Source organism: Streptomyces sp. NBC_01508 (genome assembly GCF_045040315.1).
Taxonomy (GTDB): Bacteria; Actinomycetota; Actinomycetes; order Streptomycetales; family Streptomycetaceae; genus Streptomyces.
Genome location: NZ_CP109419.1, coordinates 5,811,362 through 5,838,088, shown reverse-complemented (window position 1 = coordinate 5,838,088; position 26,727 = coordinate 5,811,362). Strand labels below are relative to the sequence as shown.

Here is a 26,727-nt window from a genome sequence, read left to right as displayed (position 1 = left end):
GTACCGATCCGAGGAGATGACCGGGTGCCTGGCACAAATCTGACCCGTGAAGAGGCGCAGCAGCGGGCGCGCCTCCTCACCGTTGACTCGTACGAGATCGACCTCGATCTCAGCGGCGCGCAGGAGGGTGGGACCTACCGGTCCGTCACGACCGTGCGCTTCGAGAGCACGGAGGCCGGGGCGGAGACCTTCATCGACCTGGTCGCGCCCGCCGTGCACGAGGTGGTGCTGAACGGCAAGCCCCTGAACGTGGCCGCGGTCTTCCGGGACTCGCGCATCGCGCTGCGTCATCTGCGGCAGGGCGCGAACGAGCTGACGGTGTCCGCGGACTGCGAGTACACCAACACCGGTGAGGGTCTGCACCGGTTCGTCGACCCGGTCGACCAGCAGGCGTATCTGTACACGCAGTTCGAGGTGCCGGACGCGCGGCGCGTGTTCGCCTCGTTCGAGCAGCCGGACCTCAAGGCGACGTTCCGCTTCACCGTGACGGCGCCCGAGGGCTGGACCGTCGTCTCGAACTCCCCCACGCCGGAGCCCGAGTCGAACGTGTGGCGCTTCGAGCCGACGCCGCGCATCTCGACGTACATCACCGCGCTGATCGTCGGCCCGTACCACTCGGTGCACAGCACGTACGAGAAGGACGGCCAGTCGGTGCCGCTCGGCGTCTACTGCCGGCCCTCGCTCGCCGAGTATCTGGACGCGGACGCGATCTTCGAGGTCACGCGCCTGGGCTTCGACTGGTTCCAGGAGAAGTTCGACTACGCGTATCCGTTCGCCAAGTACGACCAGCTCTTCGTGCCGGAGTTCAACGCGGGCGCGATGGAGAACGCGGGCGCCGTCACCATCCGCGACCAGTACGTCTTCCGCTCGAAGGTGACGGACGCGGCGTACGAGACGCGTGCCGAGACGATCCTGCACGAGCTGGCGCACATGTGGTTCGGCGACCTGGTCACCATGGAGTGGTGGAACGACCTCTGGCTGAACGAGTCGTTCGCGACGTACACCTCGATCGCGTGCCTCGCGTACGCGCCGGACTCGCGGTGGCCGCATTCGTGGACGACGTTCGCCAACTCCATGAAGACCTGGGCGTACCGGCAGGACCAGCTGCCGTCGACGCACCCGATCATGGCGGACATCACCGACCTGGACGACGTGCTCGTCAACTTCGACGGGATCACGTACGCGAAGGGCGCCTCCGTACTGAAGCAGCTCGTCGCGTATGTCGGGCAGGACGAGTTCTTCCGTGGCGTACAGGCGTACTTCAAGGCGCACGCCTTCGGCAATACCCGTCTGTCCGATCTCCTCGGCGCGCTGGAGGAGACCTCCGGGCGTGATCTGAAGACCTGGTCGACGGCGTGGCTGGAGACGGCCGGCATCAACATCCTGCGGCCGGAGATCGAGCTGGACGAGGCGGGGCACGTTCTCTCCCTCGCCGTACGGCAGGAGGCGCCCGCGCTGCCCCCGGGCGCGAAGGGCACGCCCGTGCTGCGCCCGCACCGCATCGCGATCGGCTGCTACGACCTGGCCGCGGACGGCAAGCTGGTCCGCACCAGCCGCATCGAGCTGGACGTCGAGGGCGAGCTGACCGAGGTGCCGTTCCCGGCGAACACGCCGCGGCCCGCGGTGATCCTGCTGAACGACGACGACCTGTCGTACGCCAAGGTCCGCCTGGACGAGGAGTCGCTGCGGGTCGTCACCGCGCATCTCGGGGACTTCACGGAGTCGCTGCCGCGCGCACTGAGCTGGGCGTCGGCGTGGGACATGACGCGCGACGGCGAGCTGGCCACCCGCGACTATCTGGCGCTGGTGCTTTCGGGCATCGCCAAGGAGACGGACATCGGCGTCGTGCAGTCGCTGCACCGCCAGGTGAAGCTCGCGCTGAACCTGTACGCGGCGCCCCAGTGGCGCGAGGCGGGGCTCGCGCGGTGGACGGAGGCGACGCTGGCGCATCTGCGGACGGCGGAGCCGGGCAGCGACCACCAGTTGGCGTGGGCGCGCGCCTTCGCGGCGACGGCCCGCACCCCGCAGCAACTGGATCTGCTCCAGGGGCTGTTGGACGGTACGGAGTCGGTCGAGGGGCTGGCTGTGGACACCGAGCTGCGCTGGGCGTTCGTCCAGCGGCTGGCGGCCGTCGGTCTGCACGACGAGGAGGAGATCGCCGCGGAGTACGAGCGCGACCGTACTGCGGCGGGTGAGCGGCACGCCGCCGCGGCCCGCGCGGCGCGGCCGACCGAGGAGGCGAAGGCCGAGGCGTGGGCGTCGGTCGTGGAGTCCGACAAGCTCCCGAACGCGCTCCAGGAAGCGGTCATCGGCGGCTTCGTCCAGACGGACCAGCTCGAACTGCTGGCACCGTACACGGAGAAGTACTTCGCGGTGGTCAAGGACGTGTGGGACGCGCGCAGCCACGAGATGGCCCAGCAGATCGCGCTGGGGCTGTACCCCGCGCTCCAGGTCGGGCAGCCGACCCTGGACGCGACGGACGCGTGGCTGGCCTCGGCCTCCCCGAACGCGGCGCTGCGCCGCCTGATGTCGGAGTCCCGGTCGGGCTTGGACCGCGCGCTGCGGGCGCAGGCGGCGGACGCGGCGGCATAACAACTGGGGGCGCGCGCCTCGACGGCGCGCGCCCCGCAGGTCCTTCTTCGCGGGCCGCCCTCCGCATGCGGATCTCCCGCCTCGCCGTGTCGCACGGCGAGGTGCCGCCGGAACAACACCCGGCAGTCGGCCGCCTCGCTCAACTCGCCCGCGTCTGTGGCAAGTCGCTCGGCCCACCGCCAGTCAACGCACTCATCGCACCCGTCGACCGGCTCGGGGTCCGGCTCGGGGTCCGGGTGGGGGACGGATGGGGGACGGGTGGGGGACGGATCCGCCGCGCGGGAGTCCGAGCGGTTCTGTCAGCCACACATCCTCGGGCCGCACCTCCCACCCGGCCCCGCCAAGCACGGGGCGCAGACGCCAGCGATCGGCCGTCCCGCCACCGAACTCGGCGAGTCTGCCCGTTGTCATGTCAAGGACCGGCGAACCCACATCGGGCGACGCCTTGTCGACCATGGCTTGCTCCTCTGCTCGCACACCCATGGCGATACGCAACTGGCTTGGGGAGCAGCCCCCTTGTGCGCCTGCCAGCCGCACCATGGCGTTGGGTGGACCCTAGAGCACACCATCGCGTTTCCTCAACAGTGAGGAACTGCATCAGGCTCGATCGAGTGGTCCCGCTGTGGCAGAGTGATGCCTGAGCATCAAGGCTGGGGAAAGGAGCGCGATGACATCCGCAAGGCGGCCGACCTCGCGTCAGGCACGACTGGGTTCCGAGTTGCGCAAGCTACGGGAAGCTGTGCCCATGTCCGGCGCGATGGCGGCTTCGCACCTCGGCGGCGAACGGTCTCTGATCAGCCACGTGGAGGCCGGTCGATGGGGAATCAAGCCCGAACGGGTCCAGTTCCTTGCTTCACACTATGGCGCGACCGACAAAGACTTCGTTGACGCACTCGTCGCGATGGCACGAGAACGAGGCGACGGGTGGTGGGAGAAGTTCCACGGATTGCTCCCTCCAGTACTGCTGGAGCTGTCGGAGGTCGAACATCACGCCACGTTTCTGCGCACCGCCCAAGCACTCATCGTTCCGGGGATCTTCCAGACCGAGGAATATGCGCATGCGGTCTTCTCAACAGCCAATCGCGGCATTTCGGATGACGAACTGAGCGCACGGGTCCAGCATCGGCTGGCACGGCGCGAAATTTTTGACCGAGAGCACCCGACGCCGTACGAGGCGGTCATTCATGAGGCCGCGCTGCGGATCAACTACGGCAGCCGCCAAGTCTCACGCGATCAGTTGGCTTTCCTACTCGAAGCCACCGACCGGCCGGGCGTCTCCATCCACGTGATCCCGTTCACCGCGGAATCCTACATCGGATTTGTGCCACAGATGTTTTATGCGGGCGGGTCCGTGCCCCAACTGGACACCATCATCGTTGAAAGTGTTCTTGGACTTGTGTTCATGAGCGAAGAGGATCAGTTGAAGAAATATCGGTCGCTGTTTGATGAGTTCAAAGATCTCTCGCTCGACACGGAGAAGTCGAAGGTCATGATCGACCAGATCCTTAAGGAAAAGTGAGGGTGGTATTCGTGGGCAGAGAAACCGGTTGGCAGAAATCATCGTTCTCCCAGGGGGCCGGGGAGTGCGTAGAGATTTCCGCCACTTCTGGAAGAATCTTCATACGTGAGAGCGACAGCCCGGAAAATATCGTGACCACAAACCGTAAAAAACTCGGAGCGCTCATTCTGGGCATCAAGGCCGGGGAGTTCGACCACCTGCTCTGACGCGTGCGGCACGGGCAGAACACACAGAAGCGTCGCCCGGCACCTGATGAGGTGTCGGGCGACGCCCAGTCGGTCCCGGTAGGTCAGACCCGGTGTTCCTTCTTCGACTTGTCGAGGACCATCACCAGTCCGGCGATCACCGCGAACAGCGCCAGCGGCGCCGCCACGTACAGGCCGAGGGTCTCCACGACCGTCAGGCCCGGTCCCGGGTCGTCACCGTCGTCAGGGGTGAGGGCGAACACGGGAGACGACATGAGCAGCATCATCAGCGTCGTTCCGGCCACGACAGCGCCGGCGCGCAGGGCGTTCTTCTTGTCCACGGTGCCAACGTAGCGAACGCGTGGGGCGGGTGCGCGGCCGGGGGTCCCGTACAAGGTGTCAAGTCGCCACAGAGGGCCGCAATACGCCCATCAGGGCGTGCAACCGGGGTGAGGCGGCCAGCTCCTCCAGCGTCAGCGGCCGGCCCTGCGCGTCGGCGACCGGAAGCCGCCAGTTCGGATACTGGTCCCAGGTGCCGGGCAGATTCTGCGGTCTGCGGTCACCCACCGCGTCGGGCAGCCAGACGCCGACCATGCGCGCCGGTGTGCGCAGCAGGAAGCGGTGGAACGCGCGGATCTGCTCCTCCTCGTCGCCGCCGTCCGGCGCCAGCAGCCCGAGCCGGGTGAGCGTGCCCAGCCAGTCGGCGACCTCGGCGGACTCCTCGCGCCGCTCCTGCTCCAGCGGACGGCCGAGCAGCCCCAGCCGGTGCCGCAGCTCCACGTGCTCGCCGGTGAGGCGCGCGGCGGTGGAGGGCAGGTCGTGGGTCGTGGCGGTGGCGACGCAATCCTCGCGCCAGCTCTCCGGGGCCAGCGGACGGCCGGTCCCCGCCCAGTCGCGCTCGAACCAGAGCACGGACGTGCCGAGCACCCCGCGCCGGTGCAGCGCCTCCCGTACGCCGGGCTCGACCGTGCCCAGGTCCTCCCCTATGACGACGGCGCCCGCGCGGTGCGCCTCCAGGACGAGGACGGCGAGCATCGCCTCGGCGTCGTAGCGCACATATGTGCCCCGCGTCGGGTCCGCGCCCGCCGGGACCCACCAGAGCCGGAACAGGCCCATCACATGGTCGATGCGCAGGGCGCCCGCGTGCCTCAGCAGGCCGCGGAGCAGTCCTCGGTACGGCGCGTAGCCGGAGGCGGCGAGGACGTCGGGGCGCCAGGGCGGCAGCCCCCAGTCCTGGCCGTGGGCGTTGAAGGCGTCCGGCGGGGCGCCGACCGACATGCCTTCGGCGAACGCGTCGCGCTGCGCCCAGGCGTCGGCGCCGCCGGGATGCACGCCCACCGCGAGGTCGTGGACGATGCCGACGGCCATGCCGGCGTCCCGCGCCGCGCGGCCGGCCGCCGCGAGCTGTTCGTCGGTGAGCCAGGCCAGCCAGCAGTGGAAGTCGACGCGGTCGATCAGTTCGTGCCGGGCGCGGCTCGTCTCGGCGGAGCGCGGGTCGCGCAGCCCCTGCGGCCAGTCGTGCCACTCGGAGCCGTACACCTCGGCGAGGGCGCACCAGGTGGCGTGGTCCTCCAGGGCCTGGCCCTGCTCGGCCAGGTAGTGGTGGTAGGCGGCGCGGCGGCCGGGGCCGAACGGGACCTCGCGCACGGTGTCCAGGGCCGCGCGCTTGAGCCGCCACACGGCGTCGCGGTCGATCAGCTCGCCCTTGTCGAGGACGGCGGCGCGCAGGCCGGCGGCCCGCTCCAGCAGCCCGTCGAGCCGCTCCGCGCCCCGGCCGGTGACGTACGCGTACTCGGGGACGGCCTCGACCCGCAGATGGACGGGGTCGGGGAAGCGGCGCGAGGAGGGGCGGTACGGCGAGGGGTCGGTCGGGTCGCCGGGGACGGCGGCGTGCAGCGGGTTGATCTGTACGAAGCCGGCGCCCAGCGCGCGGCCGGACCAGGTGGCGAGTTCGGCGAGGTCGCCGAGGTCGCCCATGCCCCAGGAGCGGGTGGACAGCAGGGAGTAGAGCTGGACGAGGAAGCCGTGCGTACGGGGCGGCGGCTGCGGCACCTCGCGCGGCGCGACGACGAGCACGGCGCCCGCCGTACGGCCGTCGGCGGCGACGGCGGCGAGCCGGTGCACCCCGAGGGGCAGATCGGGCCAGGAACGGCTCACGGGGGCGGAGCCGGGGGCAAGGACAGCGGCGGAGCCGGGGGCCGGACCGGCGGCGGCGTCGAGCGACGGCCACTCGACCGTGTCGCCCTCCTCGGTCTCCACCCGCAGGGCCGTGCCGGGCGGCAGATCGGCCAGCGCCCGCGGAAGCGCGGGCGGCAGTACCGCTCCGTCCGATTCGGCGGGGGTGGTCCACACGACCACGGTGGGTGGCAGCAGGCGGTTCGCGGCGGCGGATTCGGCGCGGGTCAGCGCGGTCCGGACGGCCTCGTCCGTGGACGCGTCGACGCCCAGCGCGGCGAGCACCGCGACGACCGTCTCGTCGGGGACCGGGACGGTGACGTCGGGGCCGGGTGAGTGGACGGTGGCGACACCGTGCAGCGCCGCGAGCCTGGCCAGGCCCATTCAGACTCCTGAGAACTCCGTGCCACCGGCCGTACCGGGCGCGGTCGGCTCGCTGGTGAGGGGTGCCGCGTCGGCGAGCGGGGGCTCGCTGGTGAGCGGTGCGGCGTCGGCGAGGGGCGGTTCGCTGGTGAGCGGGCCGCCCGGGATGTCGCTGGTCAGCGGTCCGGGCAGGGTGACGGCGAGGGGTTCTTCGCCGGCCGGGTCACCAGGAACCACCTGTTTGGAAAGGGCGGAGAGAAGCAACTGTGCGGATGCGGCCATGGCGGCGCCTCCAAAATGGCTCGGAACAACTCGAATTCAACGGGACACAGCAGCCCTACCCAGTCGGCACGGCCGCAGACGTACTGCTCCGGTAAACGTGCCCCGGGTCACGATGCGTTCCCCGAGCGGGAGTTGATCCCCCCTACCTATCACAACGGGCAAAACAGACACAACGGCCACGCGCATTGACACCTTCACGCCGGGGTGGTGGGCTCGACGCCCATCGAAGGAGACCGGCGAGCCACAAGGGGAGCAGGGACGTGCAACTCGGGCGCAGGAAGCGGACGGCGACGGCGGTCGCGGTCGCCGTGATCGGCGGACTCCTCGGTACGGCACCCGGCGCGACGGCGGCCCCCGCCGATCCGGGCTCCCCCGCGGCCACCACGCCCGACGGCGAGGGCGAGTCGGCGCTGCCCGCCGTCTGGCCCCGTCCCCAGTCGCTCAAGGCGGGCGGCCGAACCGTCGCCCTCGGTGACGAGGTCACCGTCGTCGCGCCCGCCGACGCGGATCCGTACGCCGTGGCGGCCCTGACGGAGACGCTGCGCGAGGCCGGGGTCCGTACGGTGCGTACGGCCGCCCCGCCCGCCTCCGGCCGCCCCGCGGCCACTCTCCCGCCCGGCGGCGGCCCGGTCGTGCTCGCGGGCGGCAGCGGCGCCCAGGACGCCCTGAGGACCCTGCGGGCACGGGAGCGGACCGATCTCCCCTCCGGGGGCTACCGGATCGCCGTGGGCACCGTCGCGGGCCGCGGGACGGTCGCGCTCGACGGCGTCGGCGACGACGGTCTCTTCCACGCCGCGCAGACCCTGCGCCAGCTGATCGGCGGCAAGCCGGGCCGGGCAACGGTCCCCGGTGTCCTGGTGCGCGACTGGCCGGGCACGGCCGTACGCGGAATGACGGAGGGCTTCTACGGGGAGCCCTGGGGCCATCAGGAGCGGCTGGCGCAGCTGGACTTCATGGGGCGCACCAAGCAGAACCGCTACCTCTACGCGCCGGGCGACGACGCCTTCCGCCAGGCGCGCTGGCGCGAGCCGTACCCCGCCGCGCGGCGGGCCGAGTTCCGCGATCTGGCCGAGCGCGCGGGACGCAACCATGTGACGCTCGCGTGGGCCGTGGCACCGGCCCAGGCGATGTGCATGACGTCGCAGGACGACGTGAAGGCGCTCAACCGCAAGGTCGACGCGATGTGGGCGCTGGGCGTGCGCGCCTTCCAGCTCCAGTTCCAGGACGTCAGCTACAGCGAGTGGCACTGCGACGCGGACCGGGACACCTTCGGTTCGGGTCCCGGCGCCGCCGCGAAGGCGCAGGCGCGCGTGGCGAACGCGATGGCCGGGCACCTCGCGCGGCGGCACGCGGGCGCCGAGCCGCTGACCGTGATGCCGACGGAGTACTTCCAGGACGGCGCCACCGAGTACCGCACGGCGCTCGCCGCCGACCTCGACGGGCGGGTCCAGGTCGCGTGGACGGGCGTCGGGGTGGTGCCGCGCACCATCACCGGCACCGAACTGGCCGGTGCGCGCGAGGCGTTCAAGCACCCGCTGGTGACGATGGACAACTACCCGGTCAACGACTACGAGCGCGGGCGTATCTTCCTCGGCCCCTACACGGGCCGTGAGCCGGCCGTCGCCGCCGGTTCGGCCGCGCTCCTCGCCAACGCGAGTGAGCAGCCGTCCGCGTCCCGTATCCCGCTGTTCACGGCCGCCGACTACGCCTGGAACCCGCGCGGCTACCGGCCGCAGGAGTCCTGGCAGGCGGCCATGGACGATCTCGCGGACGGCGACCCCAAGGCCCGTGAGGCCATCGGCGCGCTCGCCGGGAACGACTCCTCGTCGATCCTGAACCCGACCGAGTCGGCGTATCTGCGCCCTCTGTTGAAGGAGTTCTGGAGCACCCGTACGGGTGCGGCGTCCGCGAAGAACCCGAAGGCCAGGGACGCGGCGGCGGGGCGGCTGCGGGCGGCCTTCACCGTGATGCGGCAGACACCGGAGCGGCTGTCCGGCACGGCGGACGGCCGACTGGACGACGAAGTACGGCCGTGGAGCGAGCAGTTGGCGCGCTACGGCCGGGCCGGGGAGCTGTCGGTCGACATGCTCCAGGCGCAGGCCCGGGGCGACGGCGACGCCGCCTGGCAGGCGTCGCTCGACCTCGAACCGCTGCGGGAGGCGGCGGGCGGCAGCGCGGTCACGGTCGGCGAGGGCGTACTCGACCCGTTCCTCGACCGCGCGGCCAAGGAGTCGGCGGTTTGGACGGGCGCCGACCGCTCCGCCGGACCGGAGGCCCGCGCCACCCGGAGCACCGACGCGTACACCGTCGGTGTCGGCCGCACCCGCCCCGTCGGCGTGATCACGACCATGACGGAGCCCGGGACGGGCGACGGCGCCTCGGTGGAGGCGCACGTTCACGGTGAGGGCTGGCGGCGGCTGGGCCCGGTGTCGACGACCGGCTGGACCCAGACGGACGCCAAGGGGCTGCGCGCCGACGCCGTACGGATCACCTGGCCGGGCGGGACGGCGCCGTCGGTACGGCGTGTCGTGCCGTGGTTCACCGACGAGCCGCGGGTGCGGCTCGATCTCGCCCGGAGCGTCGCGGACGCCGAGATCGGCGGGAAGGCGGAGACGGTCGACGCGGAACTGGAGGCGCGGCGCCCCGGCCCGATCAGCGGCGCGCTGACGGCGAAGGCCCCGGACGGCGTCAAGGTGACGGTGCCCGAGCGGGTGACGGTGCCACGCGGCGTCGTCACGACCGTGCCGGTCCGGGTCAGCGTCCCCGAGGGCACCGCGGCGGGGACCTACCGGGTCCCGCTGACGTTCGGCGGTGAGGAGCGCGTCCTGACGGTGCGGGCCTCGCCGCGTACGGGCGGCCCCGACCTCCTTAGGACGCCGGCCGTCACGGTCTCGTCGTCCGGCGACGAGACGCCCGACTTCCCGGCCGCCGCGGCGGCCGACGGCGACCCGGCCACCCGCTGGTCGTCACCCGTCGAGGACGGCGCGTGGTGGCAGGCGGAGCTGGCGGAGCCGGTGAGGCTGGGCCGGACCGTACTGAACTGGCAGGACGCCTACGCGAGCGACTACCGGGTCCAGGTGTCGGCCGACGGGCGCGTGTGGCGGGACGCGGCGCGCGTGTCGGAGGGCAAGGGCGGGCGCGAGTCGGTCCGGATGGACGCGAAGGACACCCGCTTCATCCGGATCCAGGGCGAGCGGCGCGCGACGGAGTTCGGATACTCGCTGTGGTCCGTGGAGGCGTACGCGGTGGCGGAGGACACAGAACGCGGTCCGTCCGGCGACTGAGGACACAGTGACGGGCCGGGAGCGGCCCGGGAGCGGCCCGAACACGCACCGGGCACGGACCGGGCACGCACCGGGCACGACAAAGGCCCGGATCCTAGGCGGAAATGCCGTCGATCCGGGCCACCGCGTCCTCCGCGCCGAAGGGTTGCAGATACGGCATCCAGCGCGGATCCCGGTGCCCGGTCCCGATGATCCGCCACGCGAGCCCGGACGGCGGCGCGGGCTGGTGGCGCAGTCTCCACCCCAGCTCCCGCAGGTGCCGGTCGGCCTTCACGTGGTTGCAGCGGCGGCAGGCGGCCACCACGTTGTCCCACACGTGCTTTCCGCCCCGGCTGCGCGGGATGACGTGGTCGACGCTGGTGGCGACGCTGCCGCAGTACATGCAGCGTCCGCCGTCCCTGGCGAAGAGCGCGCGGCGGGTCAGTGGTACGGGCCCCCGGTAGGGGACCCGTACGAACCGCTTCAGGCGTACGACGCTGGGCGCGGGCAGGACGCGGGTCTCGCTGTGCAGAAAGGCGCCGGATTCCTCCAGGCAGATGGCCTTGTTCTCCAGAACGAGGACGAGCGCGCGGCGGAGCGGTACGACGCCGAGCGGCTCGTACGACGCGTTGAGGACCAGGACATGTGGCACGGTGCCTCCAGTTACGCCGGCGGCGCGTGGCTCGCGCCGGGACGATCTGTCTCAGTCTCTCCTCATGGCTGGTCGAAACGCCACCACGTCTTGGTAACGGGCTCGGAGTGTTTTCGCCCACACCCGCCCCGCACCCCCTGACCTGCCGTGTCCGCGCCCCCGCGCCTTCCTGGGACTTCGTCCCGGTACCGGCGGGTGAGGAGTGTCTCTCCCCCGCGCACGGCGCCGGCGCACGCGCGATGCCCCGTTAGTGTGGTTGGTCCCGCCCGTATTTCCAGGAGGTTCCCGCCGTGTCCCTGTCCGCCGCGCCGGCCCCGGACCCGTCGTCAGGGCCCGCCACGTTCGAGGAGGCGGCGGAGCGCGCCAACGACGCCGCCGGCTGGGTGGAGCAGAACTGGTCCACCTGGCTGAGCGTCGGCCTGCGCATCCTGCTGATCATGGTGATCGCGCTCGTCCTGCGCCATGTCCTGCGGCGCACCATCACCAAGCTGATAGCCCGGATGAACCGCAGCGCGACGGCGGTCGAGGGCACGGCGCTCGGCGGCCTGCTGGTGAACGCCGAACGGCGCAGGCAGCGTTCGGAGGCCATCGGGTCGGTGCTCCGGTCGGTGACGTCGTTCACGATCCTGGGCACGGCCGCGCTGATGGCGCTCGGGGCGCTGAACATCAATCTGGCGCCGTTGCTCGCGTCGGCGGGTGTCGCCGGTGTGGCCCTGGGCTTCGGTGCGCGCAATCTCGTCACCGACTTCCTCTCCGGCGTCTTCATGATCCTGGAGGACCAGTACGGCGTGGGCGACACCATCGACGCGGGCGTCGCGTCCGGCGAGGTCATCGAGGTCGGGCTGCGGGTGACGAAGCTGCGCGGCGACGACGGCGAGATCTGGTACGTCCGCAACGGCGAGGTGAAGCGGATCGGCAACCTCAGCCAGGGCTGGGCCACGGCCGGTGTCGATGTGACGGTCCGGCCGACCGAGGATCTGGACCGGGTGCGCGACGTCATCACCGCGGTCGCGGAGAAGATGGCGAAGGAGGACCCGTGGGCCGAGCGCCTGTGGGGCCCGGTCGAGATCCTGGGCCTGGACTCCGTCCTGCTCGAATCGATGACGGTGCGGGTGAGCGCGAAGACGATGCCGGGCAAGGCGCTGGGCGTGGAGCGCGAGCTGCGCTGGCGGATCAAGCAAGCGTTCGACGCGGCGGGGATCCAGATCGTCGGCGGGCTGCCCCTGGCGGGCACGGAGGCGGCGGCGGCCGACCCGACGGCCGGTGTGTCCGCGCCGTCGGCCCTGGCGAGCCCCACGTCGCCGCAGTCGCTCGCGGCGTCGCCGATACCGCCGCAGGCCCCGAACCCCAATCTGGCGAAGTAGGGCCGGGAGGATCGTCCGTCCGTCCGTCTCCGATCGCCGGACGGGCTCGACGCGAAGCGTGTGAACCGCGCCCCCGCAGGTAACGCTTTGGTTGCCTCGGGGGCGTCGTACGTGAACGGGTATTGACTGCTCCCCGACCTGCGGCCTACTTTCCTCCCATCAAATAGGAAACTTTCCTAACAGTGTTGTGAAACTACGACACGGGGGAGAGCAGTCGCCGAAAGGCAGGTGCACACGTCGTGAGCGACCCGTCCACGCCGTCCCCGGGCACACCCCGCGTCCTGCGCGCGATGAACGACCGTGCCGCGCTGGATCTGCTGCTGGCGCACGGCACCCTCTCCCGTACCCGGATCGGCAAACTGACCGGTCTCTCCAAGCCGACGGCCTCCCAGCTGCTGGCCCGTCTGGAGGCGGCCCGTCTCGTCGTCGCCACCGGCACCACCGAGGGGCGCCCGGGGCCCAACGCGCAGCTGTACGCGGTGAACGCGGGCGCCGCCCACGCCGCCGGTCTCGACGTCAACCCGGAGCGCATCCTCGCCGCCGTCGCGGACATCACCGGCGCCACCGTCGGCCGGTTCGAACTGCCCACGCCGGGGCGCCGGGCGGCCGACGGCGTCGTGACCCGGGTGACCGACGCGCTGGAGGGGGCCGTGAAGGCCGCCGGGCTGGCGCGCGGCGACGTGCACCGCGTCGTCATCGGTACGCCGGGCGCCTTCGACCCGTCCACCGGGCGGCTGCGGTACGCCTCGCACCTGCCCGGCTGGCACTCCCCCACGCTGCTCGACGAACTGGCCGGCGCGCTGGCGATGCCCGTCGAGTACGAGAACGACGTGAATCTCGCGGCCGTCGCCGAGCAGCGGCTGGGCGCGGCCCGCGGCCACGACGACTTCGTCCTGCTGTGGAACCAGGAAGGTCTCGGCGCCTCCCTCGTCATCGGCGGCCGGCTGCACCGCGGCTTCACCGGCGGCGCCGGCGAGGTCGGCTTCCTGCCGGTGCCGGGCACTCCCCTCGTACGCCAGGTGGTCAGGGCCAACAGCGGCGGCTTCCAGGAACTGGCGGGCGCCCAGTGCGTACCGCGCCTCGCCCGCGGCCTCGGCATCGAGACGCCGGAGCAGCCGTACGCGGATGTCGCCGCCGCCCTCCTTACGAAGGCCGCCGCCGGACACGAGGAGGACCCGCGCCTGGCCGAGCTGCTGCGGCTGTTCGCACAGCGGCTGGCCACCGGTCTCGCGTCCGTGACGGCGGTGCTCGACCCCGAACTCATCGTCCTCGCCGGCGGGGTGACCACCGCCGGCGGCGAACCGCTGCGCGCGCTGGTCCAGGCGGAGCTGGCCGAACTGGCCGCGTCCAGACCCCGGTTGGTCATCGGAGAGGTACAGGACAACCCCGTGCTGCGCGGCGCGCTGGAGAGCGCCCTGGTGACCACCCGCGACGAGGTCTTCGACACCTCCCGCTGATCCGCCCCCGCGCCCGACCGGCCCCGCAAGCGCGCACAAGCCCCCGCAAGCCCTCCCAAGCCCCCTCGAAGCCCCGCCACACCCCTTTCAGGTCCCGACCGACACCCACCGACACCGGGAGTTCCGTCATGCCCAGAAACCGCCGTCTGACCGCCTCCGCCGTCGCGGTCGCCGCGCTGTCCGTCCTCACCGCCGCCTGTACGGGGCAGTCCGGCAACTCCGCGACGGACGACCCGAACGCCAAGACCACGATCACCTTCTGGCACGGCTGGAGCGCGCCCGGCGAGGTGAAGGCGATCAAGGACAACATCGGCCGCTTCGAGGACGCCCACCCGAACATCAAGGTCGACGTCGTCGGCAACATCAACGACGACAAGCTCAACCAGGCGCTGCGCGCGGGCGGTTCGAAGGGCCCGGACGTCGTGTCGTCCTTCACCACCTCCAACGTGGGCAAGTTCTGCTCGTCCGGCGCCTTCGCCGATCTTGAGCCCTTCATAAAGAAGGACAAGATCGATCTGGCGAAGACGTTCCCGAAGGTGCTGCTCCAGTACACCGAGTTCGAGGGCGACCGCTGCGCGCTGCCGCTGCTCGGCGACGCGTACGGGCTGTACTACAACAAGGACGCCTTCAAGGAGGCGGGCGTCACGGCCCCGCCGAAGACGATGTCCGAGCTGGCCGACGTCGCCAAGAAGCTCACGAAGCCCAAGGGCGACAGCTACGAGCGGGTCGGCATGATGCCGACGTACCACGGCTACGAGACGGTCGTCGAGCACTACATGTCGAGCTGGGACCACGCGTACTTCGACAAGGACGGCAAGTCGAACATCGCCAAGGACCCGGCGTTCGCCGAGATGTTCACCTACCAGAAGAAGCTCGTCGAGGACCTGGGCGGCTACCGGAAGCTGGAGAAGTTCCGCAGCACCTTCGGTGACGAGTGGGGCGCCAAGCACCCCTTCCACACCGGTCAGGTCGCGATGCAGCTGGACGGCGAGTGGCGGCTCGGCATGGCCAAGGAGGCGGGCGCCGGCTTCGAGATCGGCGTGGCGCCGATGCCCGTCGCCGACGACGAGGCCGACAGCTACGGCAAGGGCTTCCTCGCCGGCACGATCATGGGCATCGCGCCGCAGAGCAAGAAGCAGAACGCCGCGTGGGAGCTGGTGAAGTACATGACCACCGACACGAAGGCGGTCGTGGAGTTCGCCAACGGCATCCGCAACGTGCCCTCCACGTACGCCGCGCTCAAGTCGCCCGACCTGAAGTTCGACCCGCGCTTCAAGACGTTCCTCGACATCGCCCAGCACCCGGAGTCCAGCACCCCCGCGGGCGCGATCAACGGCGCGACGTACCAGCAGACGCTCCAGGACTTCGGCTACCAGTACGAGAAGGGCTCCGTGAAGGATCTCCAGGAGGGCCTGGAGAAGACCGCGCGGCAGATCGACCGCGACATCGAGCAGGCCAAGTAGCGGGCCGGGAAGTCTGCTGATGGCCGGCAACACGCTCCGTTCGAAGCGGCGCGGGGGCGCGCTGCGGACGGTGGCGTTCATGTCGCCCTGGTTGATCGGGTTCACGGTCTTCTTCGCGTATCCGCTCGTGTCGACCGTGTACTTCTCCTTCATGAAGTACGACGGCTTCAACTCCCCCGTCTGGAACGGGCTCGGGAACTGGTCGTACGTCTTCACCGACTACCCGATGTTCTGGCCGTCGCTGCGCAACACCCTGTGGCTGGTCGTGGTCATGGTCGCCTGCCGGGTGCTGTTCGGTCTCGGCGTCGGCATGCTGATCACCAAGATCAAGACGGGCACCGGGGTCTTCCGGACCCTGTTCTATCTGCCGTACCTGGCCCCGCCCGTCGCGGCCACGCTGGCCTTCGTGTTCCTCCTCAACCCCGGTACGGGGCCGGTCAACACCATCCTCGGCGACCTCGGGCTGCCCACCCCCGGCTGGTTCAACGACGCCTCCTGGTCCAAGCCGGCGCTCACGGCGCTGGCCGTCTGGGGCATCGGCGACCTGATGGTGATCTTCATGGCCGCGCTGCTGGACGTACCGAAGGAGCAGTACGAGGCGGCCGAGCTGGACGGCGCGTCGTCGTGGCAGCGCTTCCGCTTCGTGACGCTGCCGAACATCTCGCCGATCGTGCTGTTCGCCGTGGTCACCGGTGTGATCCAGGCGATGCAGTACTACACACAGCCGCTGGTCGCGGGCAAGGTCGCCTCCGGTGTCATCGGCGGCTCGGGCCAGCAGTTCGAGCCCGGCTACCCCGACAAGTCGACGCTGACCCTGCCGCAGCTCGTCTACAACCTCGGCTTCCAGCGCTTCGACTACGGCGCCGCCTGCGTCGTCGCGCTCGTCCTGTTCGCCCTGGCCATGCTCTTCACCGCGTTCCTGATGCGGCGTCGCGGCGGACTGATCGGAACGGGTGACTGACCATGTCCCAGCAACTCCTGGACGCACCCGACCGGCCCGTGAGACCGGCGGACGGGGCGCTCACACCGGCGGCCCGCACCGCGCGCCGCAAGGCGGTCCTGCGCTGGATCGGCGTGCACGCGCTCGGTGTCGCGGCGGCCCTGTTCTTCGTGCTGCCGTTCGTCTTCCTCTTCCTCACCTCGGTGATGAGCGACCAGCAGGCGCTCACCCGCGACCTCACCCCCAACAGCTGGGAGTGGGGCAACTACACCCAGGTCTTCGACACACCGGGCTTTCCGACCTGGTGGAGGAACACCCTGCTCTACGCGGGTCTGGGGACGCTGCTGTCGGTGGCCTCCTCGATCCCGGTGGCGTACGCGCTGGCCAAGTTCCGCTTCCGCGGCCGGCGGTTGTCGCTGATGCTCGTCATCTCGATGATGATGCTGCCGCCCCAGGTGATCATCATCCCGATGTATCTCTTCTGGGCGAAGCAGTTCGACCTGTCGGGCACGCTCTGGCCGCTGATCATCCCGATGGCGTTCGGCGACGCGTTCTCCATTTTCCTACTGAGGCAGTTCCTGCTCACCATCCCCAACGAGTATCTGGACGCGGCCCGCGTCGACGGCTGCGGCGAGTTCCGGACGCTCATCAGGGTCGTCCTGCCGATGGCGAAGCCGGGCATCGCCGCCGTGGCGCTGTTCCAGTTCTTCTACGCCTGGAACGACTACTTCGGCCCACAGATCTACGCGTCGGAGAACCCGGCCGCCTGGACGCTCAGTTACGGACTGGAGTCCTTCAAGGGCGCGCACCACACCGACTGGAACCTGACCATGGCCGCGACCGTTCTGGTCATGGCCCCCGTGATCGTCGTCTTCTTCTTCGCACAGAAGGCATTTGTCGAGGGCGTCACACTGACCGGAGTGAAGGGCTAAAACAATGAAGCTCGCAGTAGTGGGTGGCGGGTCCACCTATACACCTGAGTTGATCGACGGCTTCGCCCGGCTGCGGGACACGCTGCCGATCAGTGAACTGGTGCTCGTCGACCCGGCGGCCGACCGGCTGGAGCTGGTCGGCGGTCTCGCGCGGCGGATCTTCGCCAAGCAGGGGCACCCCGGAAAGATCGTCACGACGTCCGATCTGGACGCGGGCGTGGCCGGCGCCGACGCCGTACTGCTCCAACTGCGCGTCGGCGGGCAGGCCGCGCGGCGGCAGGACGAGACATGGCCGCTGGAGTGCGGCTGCGTGGGCCAGGAGACGACGGGCGCGGGCGGTCTCGCCAAGGCGCTGCGTACGGTCCCGGTCGTGCTGGACATCGCCGAGCGGGTACGGCGCGCCAACCCGGACGCGTGGATCATCGACTTCACCAACCCGGTGGGAATCGTGACGCGCGCCCTGCTCCAGGCCGGGCACAAGGCGATCGGGCTGTGCAACGTCGCGATCGGCTTCCAGAGGAAGTTCGCGAAACTGCTGGACGTCGCGCCCTCGGACGTCCACCTGGAGCACATCGGGCTGAACCATCTGACCTGGGAGCGCAGCGTACGGCTCGGCGGTCCCGACGGCGAGAACGTGCTGCCCAAGCTGATCGCCGAGCACGGCGACGCGATCGCGGCCGATCTGCGGCTGCCGCGCCGGGTGCTGGACACCCTCGGCGTGGTGCCCTCGTACTACCTGCGCTACTTCTACGCGCACGACGAGGCCGTCCGGGAGCTGGGCACCAAGCCGTCGCGGGCCGCCGAAGTGGCCGAGATGGAGGCGCAGTTGCTCGCCATGTACGGGGACCCGGCGCTGGACGAGAAGCCCGAGCTGCTGGCCAAGCGCGGCGGCGCCTTCTACAGCGAGGCCGCCGTCGATCTGGCCGCCGCGCTGCTGGGCGACGCGGAAAGCGGCGGCAGCCCCATCCAGGTCGTCAACACCTACAACAACGGCACGCTGCCGTTCCTCGCCGACGACGCGGTGATCGAGGTCCAGGCCAGGGTCGACGCCTCGGGGGCGACGCCACTGGCCGTGCCCGAGGTCGACCCGCTGTACGCGGGGCTGATCGCGAACGTCACCGCGTACGAGGATCTGGCGCTCCACGCGGCGCTGCACGGTGGGCGCGACCGCGTCTACAAGGCGCTGCTGGCCCACCCGTTGATCGGCCAGTACGAGTACGCCGAGGGCCTGACCGACCGTCTGATCGCACACAACCGGGAGCACCTCGCGTGGGCATGAGCCGGACCGGACCGGCGGCGGGACGCGGGAGCGTCCTGGCCGTCGACGCCGGGAACAGCAAGACCGACGTGGCCGTGATCGGTGCCGACGGGCAGGTGCTCGGCGCGGCGCGCGGCGGCGGCTTCCAGCCGCCGGTCGTGGGCGTGGAGCCGGCGATCGACCGGCTCGCCGCGATCGTCGCCGACGCGGCGGCCGACGCGGGCCTGCCTACGGAGGGGATCGCCGGGCATGTCTCCGCGTGTCTGGCCAACGCGGATCTCCCGGTCGAGGAGCGGGAGTTGGCGGCGGCGGTGCAGCGGCGCGGCTGGGGCGGCAGCACCGAGGTGCGCAACGACACCTTCGCGATTCTGCGTGCCGGGCTGCCCGGCGGCGCCGAACCGCGCGGAGTCGCCGTCGTGTGCGGCGCGGGCATCAACTGCGTGGGCATGCTGCCGGACGGCCGTACGGCGCGGTTCCCCGCCATCGGCCGGATCTCCGGCGACTGGGGCGGCGGCTCCGGGCTCTCCGAGGAGGCGCTGTGGTTCGCGGCGCGCGCCGAGGACGGGCGGGGCGAGCCGACAGAGCTGATGCGTACGGTGCCGGGGCACTTCGGCCTCGACTCGGTGTACGCGCTGATCGAGGCGCTGCATCTGGGGCACATCCCGTTCGCGCGCAGGCACGAGCTGGCGCCGGTCCTCTTCGCCACCGGCGCGGCGGGCGACGCGGTGGCCCGGTCGCTGGTAGACCGGCTCGCCGCCGAGGTCGTGGCGCTGGCGGGGGTGGCGCTGGAGCGGCTGGGGCTGCTGGACGAGGAGGTCCCGGTGCTGCTGGGCGGCAGTGTGCTGGCGGCCCGGCATCCGCGACTGGACGACGGGATCCGGGAGTTGCTGGCGGCCCGCGCGCCGAAGGCCGTGGTGGGGGTGGTGACGGAGCCTCCGGTGCTGGGCGCCGGACTGCTGGGGCTGGACCACATCGGGGCCGGGCCGGAGTCGTACGCGAGGCTGCGGGCGCACTACGCCTGACGCGGGCACGAGCGGGCGCGGGCCGGGCGCGGGCTCGGCGCGCGCCCGGCGCGGACGGGTCAGCGCCCCGTGATCGAACCCTCACGAATGGGAACCGATCACAGGTTCCTGACGTATTCAATGGGGGGAGCATGGCGGGGAGATCGGGCCCCGGCAGGATCCGTCCGCGCAAGATCCAGTCAGATCCTGTGCGGATACCGATCCGTGCGGCCATACTGCTGGCCGGGAGTGGCCCCTGAAGTCCGCCGAGGGGCGCGACGCCGTCAGTGACCGAGGGGGAGGCCGAGTGACATACCCGCCGAATGTGCGCACAGCGCCTGTTCCGGCACCGACGCACACGCCCGCGCCGTCGGCTCCACCGTCCGCGCCGCCACCAGCGGGGCGTGGTGCGTGGGCCGAGGGCAGGGAGCGGCTGCGCGCGGCGGCGACGACGGAGCCGGGCCGGCTCCAGATCATCGGGGCCGTACTGGCTCTGCTGGTGGTGGTGTTCGGAGCGGTGACGGCCTTCGAGGTCGGCGACCGGTCCGCCGCCGCCCACGACGTCGTCGACCGCAGCCAGCCGCTGAGCGCGGACGCGGCGAACATCTACCGCTCGCTGGCGGACGCCGACACGGCCGCCGCGAGCGGCTTCCTGGCCGGCGCGCAGGAGCCGGCGAAGGTGCGGAAGCGCTACAAGGACGACATCAAGACCGCGTCCCTGCTGCTGGTCAGAGCCGCGGCGAACACCGAGGGTTCCAGCGAGTCCCGCCGCCAGATCGCCACGCTCAACAGGCAACTCCCGCTCTACACGGGCCTGATCGAGCGGGCGAGGGCCAACAACCGGCAGGGACTCCCGCTGGGCGGCGCCTATCTGCGCTACGCCAACCAGCAGATGACGAAGGAGATCCTGCCGGCGGCCGAGAAGCTGTACGCGTCGGAGACGGCGCGACTCGATCAGGACCAGCGGGACGCGCGGGTGTGGCCGTTCCTGGCCCTCGCCGCCGGGGTCGTGGCGCTGGGCGTCCTGGTCTGGGCGCAGCGGCGCAACTACCACCGGACGAACAGGGTGTTCAACCACGGCCTGCTGGCCGCGACAGCCGCCGCCACGGTCGTGCTGCTCTGGCTGGCGGTGGGCCACACAGTGGCGCGTACGCAGCTGAACGAGGCGAACGCGCAGGGCCAGAAGTCGCTGGCGGTCCTCAACGACGCCCGGATCAGCTCGCTGAAGGCACGCGCGAACGAGAACCTGACGCTGGTCGCCCGTGGCGCCGTCCTGACGAAGGACGGCAAGAGCGACCAGTACGAGACGGACCACCAGGCCGACATGAAGCAGCTCGACGCCGCGCTGGAGAAGGCGCGGAAGCTCGCCGGCGGCGACAGCGAGGGTTCCCTGCCGGTCGGCCAGGCCCGCGCGGCGGCCACCGAGTGGCAGAAACTGCACAAGTCGGCGAACGACACCGACAAGGCCGGTGACTACGACGGCGCGCTGGAGAAGGTCATCGGCGAAGAGGGTTCGACGGGCGAGTCGTTCGACCGGGTGGACAACGCGCTGGACAAGGCGATCGCCCACGAACAGGTGGAGTTCACCGACGCGGCCGAGGCCGGCCGGGACGCGCTGACCGGGCTGTGGATCGGGGCACTCGTGCTGGCTGTGCTGGGCGCGGTGGGCGCGATCCTGGGTATCAACCGCAGGCTTTCGGAGTACCGGTGACAGGGGGAGGAATGACAGCCGACACCACGGACCCGACCGGCACGGACGGGCCGCGCGAGCCGTACCGCCGGGAGGGCGACCGCCGCCCCGCCGCCCGCCGTACGGGAGTCACGGTCGCCGCCGCCGTCGCGCTGGCGGCGACGCTCACCCTGCTGCCGCTGTCGCGCGACGACCGGGTCGGCGGGGGCCAGGAGCCGCAGAAGATCGCGGCCGAGGCCGCGCCCGGGGCCGCCGCCGCACCGGACTGCGAGGAGCCGGAGCGCAGTCTGCGGCCCAACGCGGTGGACGGACCGACCATCGACCGCATCAAGGCCCGTGGCGACCTGATCGTCGGCATCGACCAGAACAGCTTCCGGTGGGGCTACCGCGACCCCGCCACCAAAACCATCGAGGGCTTCGACATCGACCTCGCGCGGGCGATCGCCAAGGACATCCTCGGCTCCCCCGACGACATCATCTTCCGCGCCATCCCCACCAACCAGCGCGTCGGCGCCCTGGAGAACGACACGGTGGACCTGGTCGTACGGACGATGACGATCAACTGCGCGCGGATCGAGCAGGTCGCCTTCTCCTCCGCCTACTTCGAGGCCGGCCAACAGGTGCTCGCGCCCAAGGACCCGGACTCGGACATCACGGGGTACGACGAGTCGCTGTCCGGCAAGCGCGTCTGCTCGGCGGAGGGCTCGACGGCGTACGACGCGCTGGCCGAGGAGTCGTACGGCGCGACCTTCGAGGACAAGGACGACGGCAGCGACCGGGACGAGGACAAACTGACGGTGCCGAACCAACTGGACTGCCTGGTGCGGCTCCAGATGGGCGAGGTCGACGCGGTGGTCACGGACAACGCGCTGGCGGCCGGCCAGGCGGCGCAGGACCCGGCAGTCGTGCTGGTGGGCAAGCCGTTCACCAAGGAGTTCTACGGTGTCGCGGCCAAACTGGGCAACGACGACCTGGTGCGCCGGGTCAACAAGGTCCTGGAGGACTACCGCGCGGGCGGTGACAGGAGCCCCTGGATGGTGTCGTACAACAAGTGGCTGAAGGCCGGTCTGCCCGGCATCACCGCACCACCCAAGCCGAAGTACAAGGACTGAGGACACAGGAACCGAGGCACCGAGGCACCGAGGCACCGAGGCACCGAAGAGTCGGAACCAGGACCGAAGATCGCGCAACGACGCCGGCACCGGCGCCGGAAGCGGTCAGGGCAGAGCGGAGAGGTGATCGATGGGCGACGCGGGCTCCTTCCCCGGCTCGACAGGGAAGTCGGCCGGTCCCGCCATGGACCGGGACGAGGCGGACCGTGCCCTCGCGCGCCTCGGCGCGGAGCACGAGGCGATCGAGACGTCCCTGCTCGCCCTCCAGGACCACGCGGGCCGCCGGCTGCTCGAAGGAGCGGGCCTCACCGGAGTCACCAAGGACCGCTGGGCCACCACCGAGCAGACGATCACCCTGCTGTGGAGCTACTTCGACGCCTACGCCGCCGCCCTGCGCGGCGCCCGCGAGGCCCGCGCCCGGCTGCGGTGGCTCAACCAGCAGGATCTGGTGGACCTGACCGAGAAGCTGCGGGGCCGCAGCGTCACGGTCGCCGGCTCCGCCACCGCCACCCCGTCCGTCGCGGGACCGGCCAAACTCTCCGAGCAGTTCACGCTCGCCGAGCTGGTCGCGCGGATGAACGAGCTGTACGCGCAGTCGCTCGACATGGTCGTCGCGTCGGACTCCGTCTGGTCGGCGCTGCCGGCCCGGATAGACCTGCTCGCCGCCGAGCTGAACCGCACCCGTTCGCTGGCGCACTCGGCGGGGGTCCGGCCCGGGGAGCACCCGGCGGGTGACGACCTGGAGGAGATCACCGACGAGCTGGGCACGCTGCGCGCGCAGGTGATCTCCGATCCGCTGGCCTTCTGGCAGCCGGTGCACGGCAGTTCGGCGCCCGGCGGCGGCAGGCCCGACACCGAGCGCTACGACCGGGCGGCCCGCGCGCTGGAGGACGTACGCCGGGAGATCGACGCGGTCCTGACGGTGCGCCAGGATTCCGAGACGCGGCTGCTGCGGCTGCGGGACGTGCTGTCGCGGGCCGACCGTACGCTCACCGAGGCCCGGTCGGCCCGCGGCGAGGTGCTGGCGAAGATCGCCGCCTCCGAGGTGCCCGCGGTGAGCGGTCCCTCCACGGCGCTCCAGGAGCGGCTGTCGACGGCCGCCGAATACCGCAGACACGCGCAGTGGCACCGCCTCTCCCCGCTGCTGGAGTCCCTGGAGCGCGAGGCCGAGGACGAACTGCACCGGGCCCGCGAGTCGTTGACGGCTGTCACGGCCCCGCTCGCGGTCCGGGCCGAGCTGCGCGGCAGGCTCGACGCGTACAAGGCGAAGGTCGCCAGGCACGGGCTCGCCGAGGACACGGTGCTGACCGAGCGCTACGACGCGGCCCGCCGGATGCTGTGGAGCGCGCCCTGCGATCTGCGCGTCGCCGAGCAGGCGGTGCTGCGCTACCAGCGGGCGGCGGCCGACGCGATGGCCCAGCGGCAGTCCGGGCCCACCGACCGCGGGGGGAACGCGTGAGCATCGACGGACGGGCAGGCGCCGGCCGGACAGTGGGCGGCGATCCGAACAGACTCAACAGCGTGAGCGAGCGGGGGGAACGATGAGCGGGACGAGGAGATGCCAGCGCCCCGGTTGCGAGGGGTCGTACGAGGACATGGGCGGCGGTGAGCTGTACTGCGACAACTGCGGTCTGGCCCCGGTCGTCTCGCCGACCGGCATGGTGTCGTCCCCGCCCACCGGGATCACCGGCGGCGGCAGGGACAGCAAGTCGAGCGGCAAGGGCAGTGGCCGGGGCAGCGGTTCGTCCCGCGCGTCCTCGCGGGCCTCGTCGCGTTCGTCGACGTCGCGTTCTTCGACGTCGCGGCGTTCGGTCTCGGGGCGGCTGTCGCGGTCGCTGTCCGGCCGGCTCTCCAGCCGGTCGGTCTCGGTCCGCAGCTCCGGCGCCGCCAGCGGCGTCTCGGGGCGCAACCGGCTGGGCGCGGGCCTCGTCTCCGTACCGGACGTGCCGAGGCCCGATCCGCACTCGGCGGTGATGGCGAGCGCGGAGGTCCCGGAGCGCAAGCGGTACTGCTCGCGCTCCGACTGCGGCGCGCCGGTGGGCCGTTCGCGCGGGGAGCGGCCGGGGCGTACGGAAGGGTTCTGCACCAAGTGCGGCCATCCGTACTCATTCATGCCGAAGCTGCGCGAGGGTGACATCGTCCACGGGCAGTACGAGGTCGCGGGCTGTCTGGCGCACGGCGGTCTGGGCTGGATCTACCTCGCCGTCGACCGCGCGGTCTCCAACCGGTGGGTGGTCCTCAAGGGCCTGCTCGACACGGGTGACCAGGACGCTATGGAGGCGGCGATCTCCGAGCGGCGCTTCCTCGCGGAGATCGAGCACTCCAACATCGTCCGCATCTACAACTTCGTGGAACATCTCGACCAGCGGACCGGCTCCATGGACGGCTACATCGTCATGGAGTACGTGGGCGGCAAGGCGCTCAAGGAGATCGCCAACGAGCGGCGCGGGTCCGACGGCAAGCGCGACCCGCTGCCGGTCGAGCAGGCGTGCGCGTACGGCATCGAGGCGCTGGAGGCCCTGGGGCATCTGCACAGCCGCAATCTGCTCTACTGCGACTTCAAGGTCGACAACGCGATCCAGTCCGAGGACCAGCTCAAGCTCATCGACATGGGCGCGGTCCGCAGGATGGACGACGACGAGTCGGCGATCTACGGCACCGTCGGCTACCAGGCGCCGGAAGTCGCCGAGGTGGGCCCGTCGGTGGCCTCCGACCTGTACACGGTGGCGCGCACCCTCGCGGTGCTGACGTTCGACTTCCAGGGGTACACGAACGTGTTCGTGGACTCGCTGCCGGACCCGGACAACATCGAGGTGTTCCGGACGTACGAGTCGTTCTACCGGCTGCTGGTGCGGGCGACGGACCCCGATCCGGCGCGGCGGTTCGCCTCGGCGCAGGAGATGGCCGAGCAGTTGACCGGTGTGCTGCGGGAGGTCGTGGCGTTGCAGACGGGGCGGCCGCGGCCGGCGCTCTCGACGCAGTTCGGTACGGAACTGCGCGTCACGGACACGCGGTTGTTCGCCGACACCTCGCAGGAGGTGTCACGGCTGGGGCTCCGCCCCGAGCCGGAGCGCACGGGTCTGCTCGGGCGCCGCGACAAGGCCGCGGGGAGCGCGAACGGCGCCGCGAACCGTGGCGCGATCGGTGGCGGGATCGGCGCCGCGAACGCTGGCGGGATCGGAGGCGTGGCGAACGCTGGCGGGATCGGAGGCGTGGCGAACGCTGGCGGGATCGGAGGCGTGGCGAACGCTGGCGGGATCGGAGGCGTGGCGAACAGGCCCGCGATCGGCGCCGCCGGCGGCGGCACCACGCCGCCGCCCGGCCACCCGGCGATCCAGCCGCCCCCGCCACCGTCCGCCTTCGGGGCGCAGCCCCAACTCCCTTCCGGAAACGGCGGTCAGGGCGCGACCCTGGGCGCGACTCAGGGCGCTGTCCCGGCGCCTCGCACCGCACCGGGCGCCGCACCCGCCACCCCCGCCGCACCCGCCGGCGAATCCCTGGAGACCGGCGCCCGGCTCGCGCACATCGACGCCCGCGCCACCGCGCTGGCGCTGCCGGTGCCCCGGGTCGACGCGAACGACCCCAACGCCGGCTTCCTGGCCGGCCTGATGACGTCCGCCCCCGCCGAGCTGATCTCCGCGCTCGCGGCGGCGCCCGCCGACTCCGTCGAGCGCCGGCTGCGCGAGCTGCGCGCCCGGCTGGAGATGGGTGAACTGACCACGGCGGCCAAGGCGTTGTCCGAACTGGAAGCGCGCCACGCCGACGACTGGCGGGTCGTCTGGTACCGGGGCATCGCCTCGCTCGCGACCGGTGAGCACGAGATCGCCGCGCTCTCCTTCGACGCGATCTACGACGCCTTCCCCGGCGAGGCGGCGCCCAAGCTGGCGCTCGGCGTCTGCGCCGAGGTGCTGGGCCAGTTGGACAACGCGGCGGAGTACTACCGCCTCGTATGGATGACGGACCCGAGCTATGTCAGCGCCGCCTTCGGCCTCGCCCGGGTGCAGAACGCGGCGGGTGACCGGACCGGAGCCGTACGGACGCTGGAGTCGGTCCCCGAGGCGTCGATCCACTACACGGCGGCCAGGATCGCGGCCGTACGGTCGCGGCTGCGCGGCCGTGACCTGCGCGAGCGGTCGCCCCTCACCCCGCCGGAAGCCGCTGCGGACACGCCGCTGATCGACGACTTGAGGGCGGCGGCCGACCAGATTTCGCGGCTGGGCCACTTCGGTCTGGACGCGATGCGGCGCGAGCAGTTGTCGACAGAGGTTCTGGGCACGGCTCTGGACTGGGTACTCTCCGGTGGTCCAGGGAATCGACCCGGACAGACCACGCTGCTCGGCAGTGAACTGGACGAGCGCGGTCTGCGCTTGGGACTGGAACGCTCGTACCGGGTGCTTGCCCGGCTCGCTCAGCGTGGCGAGGAGAGGATCGACCTGGTGGAGCGGGCCAACCGCTTCCGCCCCCGGACGTGGGTGTGAA

General features: G+C 71.3%; 19 protein-coding genes. 15 read left to right on the top strand and 4 right to left on the bottom strand.

From position 1 onward, the window contains the following. Positions 1-24 precede the first annotated feature (24 nt). The 3 genes from pepN to OG700_RS27095 all read left to right on the top strand — a co-directional run bounded on the left by pepN (position 25) and on the right by OG700_RS27095 (position 4,317). A complete protein-coding gene (gene pepN / locus OG700_RS27105) occupies positions 25-2,592 on the top strand; it encodes an aminopeptidase N (protein ID WP_405617928.1) in 2,568 nt (855 codons plus the stop codon). Positions 2,593-3,259: 667 nt separating this feature from the next. After that, a complete protein-coding gene (locus OG700_RS27100) occupies positions 3,260-4,111 on the top strand; it encodes a helix-turn-helix domain-containing protein (RefSeq protein ID WP_405617926.1) in 852 nt (283 codons plus the stop codon). Positions 4,112-4,122: 11 nt separating this feature from the next. Then, positions 4,123-4,317, top strand: coding sequence for a DUF397 domain-containing protein (locus OG700_RS27095; RefSeq protein WP_405617925.1), 195 nt, complete (start codon positions 4,123-4,125; stop codon positions 4,315-4,317). An 83-nt stretch (positions 4,318-4,400) separates the two neighbouring features. Here OG700_RS27095 and OG700_RS27090 read toward each other — a convergent pair whose 3' ends face one another. The 3 genes from OG700_RS27090 to OG700_RS27080 are packed head-to-tail and all read right to left on the bottom strand — an operon-like array spanning position 4,401 to position 7,116. Beyond that, a complete protein-coding gene (locus OG700_RS27090) occupies positions 4,401-4,637 on the bottom strand; it encodes a hypothetical protein (protein ID WP_405617924.1) in 237 nt (78 codons plus the stop codon). Positions 4,638-4,695: 58 nt separating this feature from the next. Beyond that, on the bottom strand, positions 4,696-6,855 hold the full coding sequence (malQ, locus tag OG700_RS27085; RefSeq protein ID WP_405617923.1) for a 4-alpha-glucanotransferase: 2,160 nt from the start codon (positions 6,853-6,855) through the stop codon (positions 4,696-4,698). Continuing rightward, entirely contained in the window at positions 6,856-7,116 is a 261-nt protein-coding gene (locus OG700_RS27080) for a hypothetical protein (RefSeq protein ID WP_405617921.1), read from the bottom strand. Between the two features lie 260 nt (positions 7,117-7,376). On the opposite strand from OG700_RS27080, the gene OG700_RS27075 reads away from it, so the two are divergent. After that, a complete protein-coding gene (locus tag OG700_RS27075) occupies positions 7,377-10,400 on the top strand; it encodes a beta-N-acetylglucosaminidase domain-containing protein (RefSeq protein ID WP_405617919.1) in 3,024 nt (1,007 codons plus the stop codon). 94 nt (positions 10,401-10,494) lie between these two features. Here OG700_RS27075 and OG700_RS27070 read toward each other — a convergent pair whose 3' ends face one another. Beyond that, a complete protein-coding gene (locus OG700_RS27070) occupies positions 10,495-11,031 on the bottom strand; it encodes an HNH endonuclease (RefSeq protein ID WP_189107091.1) in 537 nt (178 codons plus the stop codon). Between the two features lie 290 nt (positions 11,032-11,321). Here OG700_RS27070 and OG700_RS27065 point away from each other — a divergent pair, with 290 nt between their 5' ends. The 11 genes from OG700_RS27065 to OG700_RS27015 all read left to right on the top strand — a co-directional run bounded on the left by OG700_RS27065 (position 11,322) and on the right by OG700_RS27015 (position 26,726). After that, on the top strand, positions 11,322-12,395 hold the full coding sequence (locus OG700_RS27065; RefSeq protein ID WP_405617917.1) for a mechanosensitive ion channel family protein: 1,074 nt from the start codon (positions 11,322-11,324) through the stop codon (positions 12,393-12,395). Positions 12,396-12,685: 290 nt separating this feature from the next. Further along, a complete protein-coding gene (locus tag OG700_RS27060; protein WP_405622001.1) occupies positions 12,686-13,852 on the top strand; it encodes an ROK family transcriptional regulator in 1,167 nt (388 codons plus the stop codon). A 128-nt stretch (positions 13,853-13,980) separates the two neighbouring features. Further along, positions 13,981-15,315, top strand: coding sequence for an ABC transporter substrate-binding protein (locus tag OG700_RS27055; RefSeq protein WP_405617915.1), 1,335 nt, complete (start codon positions 13,981-13,983; stop codon positions 15,313-15,315). A 19-nt stretch (positions 15,316-15,334) separates the two neighbouring features. Further along, positions 15,335-16,276: a carbohydrate ABC transporter permease gene (locus OG700_RS27050; protein ID WP_405617913.1), complete on the top strand. Its 942-nt coding sequence runs from the start codon at positions 15,335-15,337 to the stop codon at positions 16,274-16,276. A gap of 2 nt (positions 16,277-16,278) precedes the next feature. Further along, the gene (locus tag OG700_RS27045; protein WP_405617911.1) at positions 16,279-17,187 is read left to right on the top strand and encodes a carbohydrate ABC transporter permease; all 909 of its coding nucleotides are present in this window, start codon (positions 16,279-16,281) and stop codon (positions 17,185-17,187) included. 4 nt (positions 17,188-17,191) lie between these two features. Continuing rightward, complete coding sequence (locus tag OG700_RS27040) at positions 17,192-18,466, top strand: 6-phospho-beta-glucosidase (protein WP_405617909.1); 1,275 nt, start codon at positions 17,192-17,194, stop codon at positions 18,464-18,466. Then, on the top strand, positions 18,463-19,467 hold the full coding sequence (locus tag OG700_RS27035) for an N-acetylglucosamine kinase (protein WP_405617907.1): 1,005 nt from the start codon (positions 18,463-18,465) through the stop codon (positions 19,465-19,467). Before OG700_RS27040 ends, OG700_RS27035 begins: the two co-directional genes overlap by 4 nt. Before the next feature lie 286 nt (positions 19,468-19,753). After that, positions 19,754-21,157: a hypothetical protein gene (locus tag OG700_RS27030; RefSeq protein WP_405617905.1), complete on the top strand. Its 1,404-nt coding sequence runs from the start codon at positions 19,754-19,756 to the stop codon at positions 21,155-21,157. Positions 21,158-21,168: 11 nt separating this feature from the next. After that, entirely contained in the window at positions 21,169-22,248 is a 1,080-nt protein-coding gene (locus OG700_RS27025) for a glutamate ABC transporter substrate-binding protein (protein ID WP_405617902.1), read from the top strand. Positions 22,249-22,378: 130 nt separating this feature from the next. After that, a complete protein-coding gene (locus OG700_RS27020; protein ID WP_405617900.1) occupies positions 22,379-23,707 on the top strand; it encodes a hypothetical protein in 1,329 nt (442 codons plus the stop codon). An 82-nt stretch (positions 23,708-23,789) separates the two neighbouring features. Continuing rightward, a complete protein-coding gene (locus OG700_RS27015; protein ID WP_405617898.1) occupies positions 23,790-26,726 on the top strand; it encodes a tetratricopeptide repeat protein in 2,937 nt (978 codons plus the stop codon). Position 26,727 lies beyond the last annotated feature (1 nt).

Bases quoted from the DNA above. Each gene is read 5' to 3' on its own strand.
- OG700_RS27100 (WP_405617926.1), top strand. From the start codon at position 3,260: ATGACATCCGCAAGGCGGCCGACCTCGCGTCAGGCACGACTGGGTTCC.
- malQ (WP_405617923.1), bottom strand. From the start codon at position 6,855: ATGGGCCTGGCCAGGCTCGCGGCGCTGCACGGTGTCGCCACCGTCCAC.
- OG700_RS27080 (WP_405617921.1), bottom strand. From the start codon at position 7,116: ATGGCCGCATCCGCACAGTTGCTTCTCTCCGCCCTTTCCAAACAGGTG.
- OG700_RS27060 (WP_405622001.1), top strand. From the start codon at position 12,686: ATGAACGACCGTGCCGCGCTGGATCTGCTGCTGGCGCACGGCACCCTC.
- OG700_RS27055 (WP_405617915.1), top strand. From the start codon at position 13,981: ATGCCCAGAAACCGCCGTCTGACCGCCTCCGCCGTCGCGGTCGCCGCG.
- OG700_RS27050 (WP_405617913.1), top strand. From the start codon at position 15,335: ATGGCCGGCAACACGCTCCGTTCGAAGCGGCGCGGGGGCGCGCTGCGG.
- OG700_RS27045 (WP_405617911.1), top strand. From the start codon at position 16,279: ATGTCCCAGCAACTCCTGGACGCACCCGACCGGCCCGTGAGACCGGCG.
- OG700_RS27040 (WP_405617909.1), top strand. From the start codon at position 17,192: ATGAAGCTCGCAGTAGTGGGTGGCGGGTCCACCTATACACCTGAGTTG.
- OG700_RS27035 (WP_405617907.1), top strand. From the start codon at position 18,463: ATGAGCCGGACCGGACCGGCGGCGGGACGCGGGAGCGTCCTGGCCGTC.
- OG700_RS27025 (WP_405617902.1), top strand. From the start codon at position 21,169: ATGACAGCCGACACCACGGACCCGACCGGCACGGACGGGCCGCGCGAG.
- OG700_RS27020 (WP_405617900.1), top strand. From the start codon at position 22,379: ATGGGCGACGCGGGCTCCTTCCCCGGCTCGACAGGGAAGTCGGCCGGT.
- OG700_RS27015 (WP_405617898.1), top strand. From the start codon at position 23,790: ATGAGCGGGACGAGGAGATGCCAGCGCCCCGGTTGCGAGGGGTCGTAC.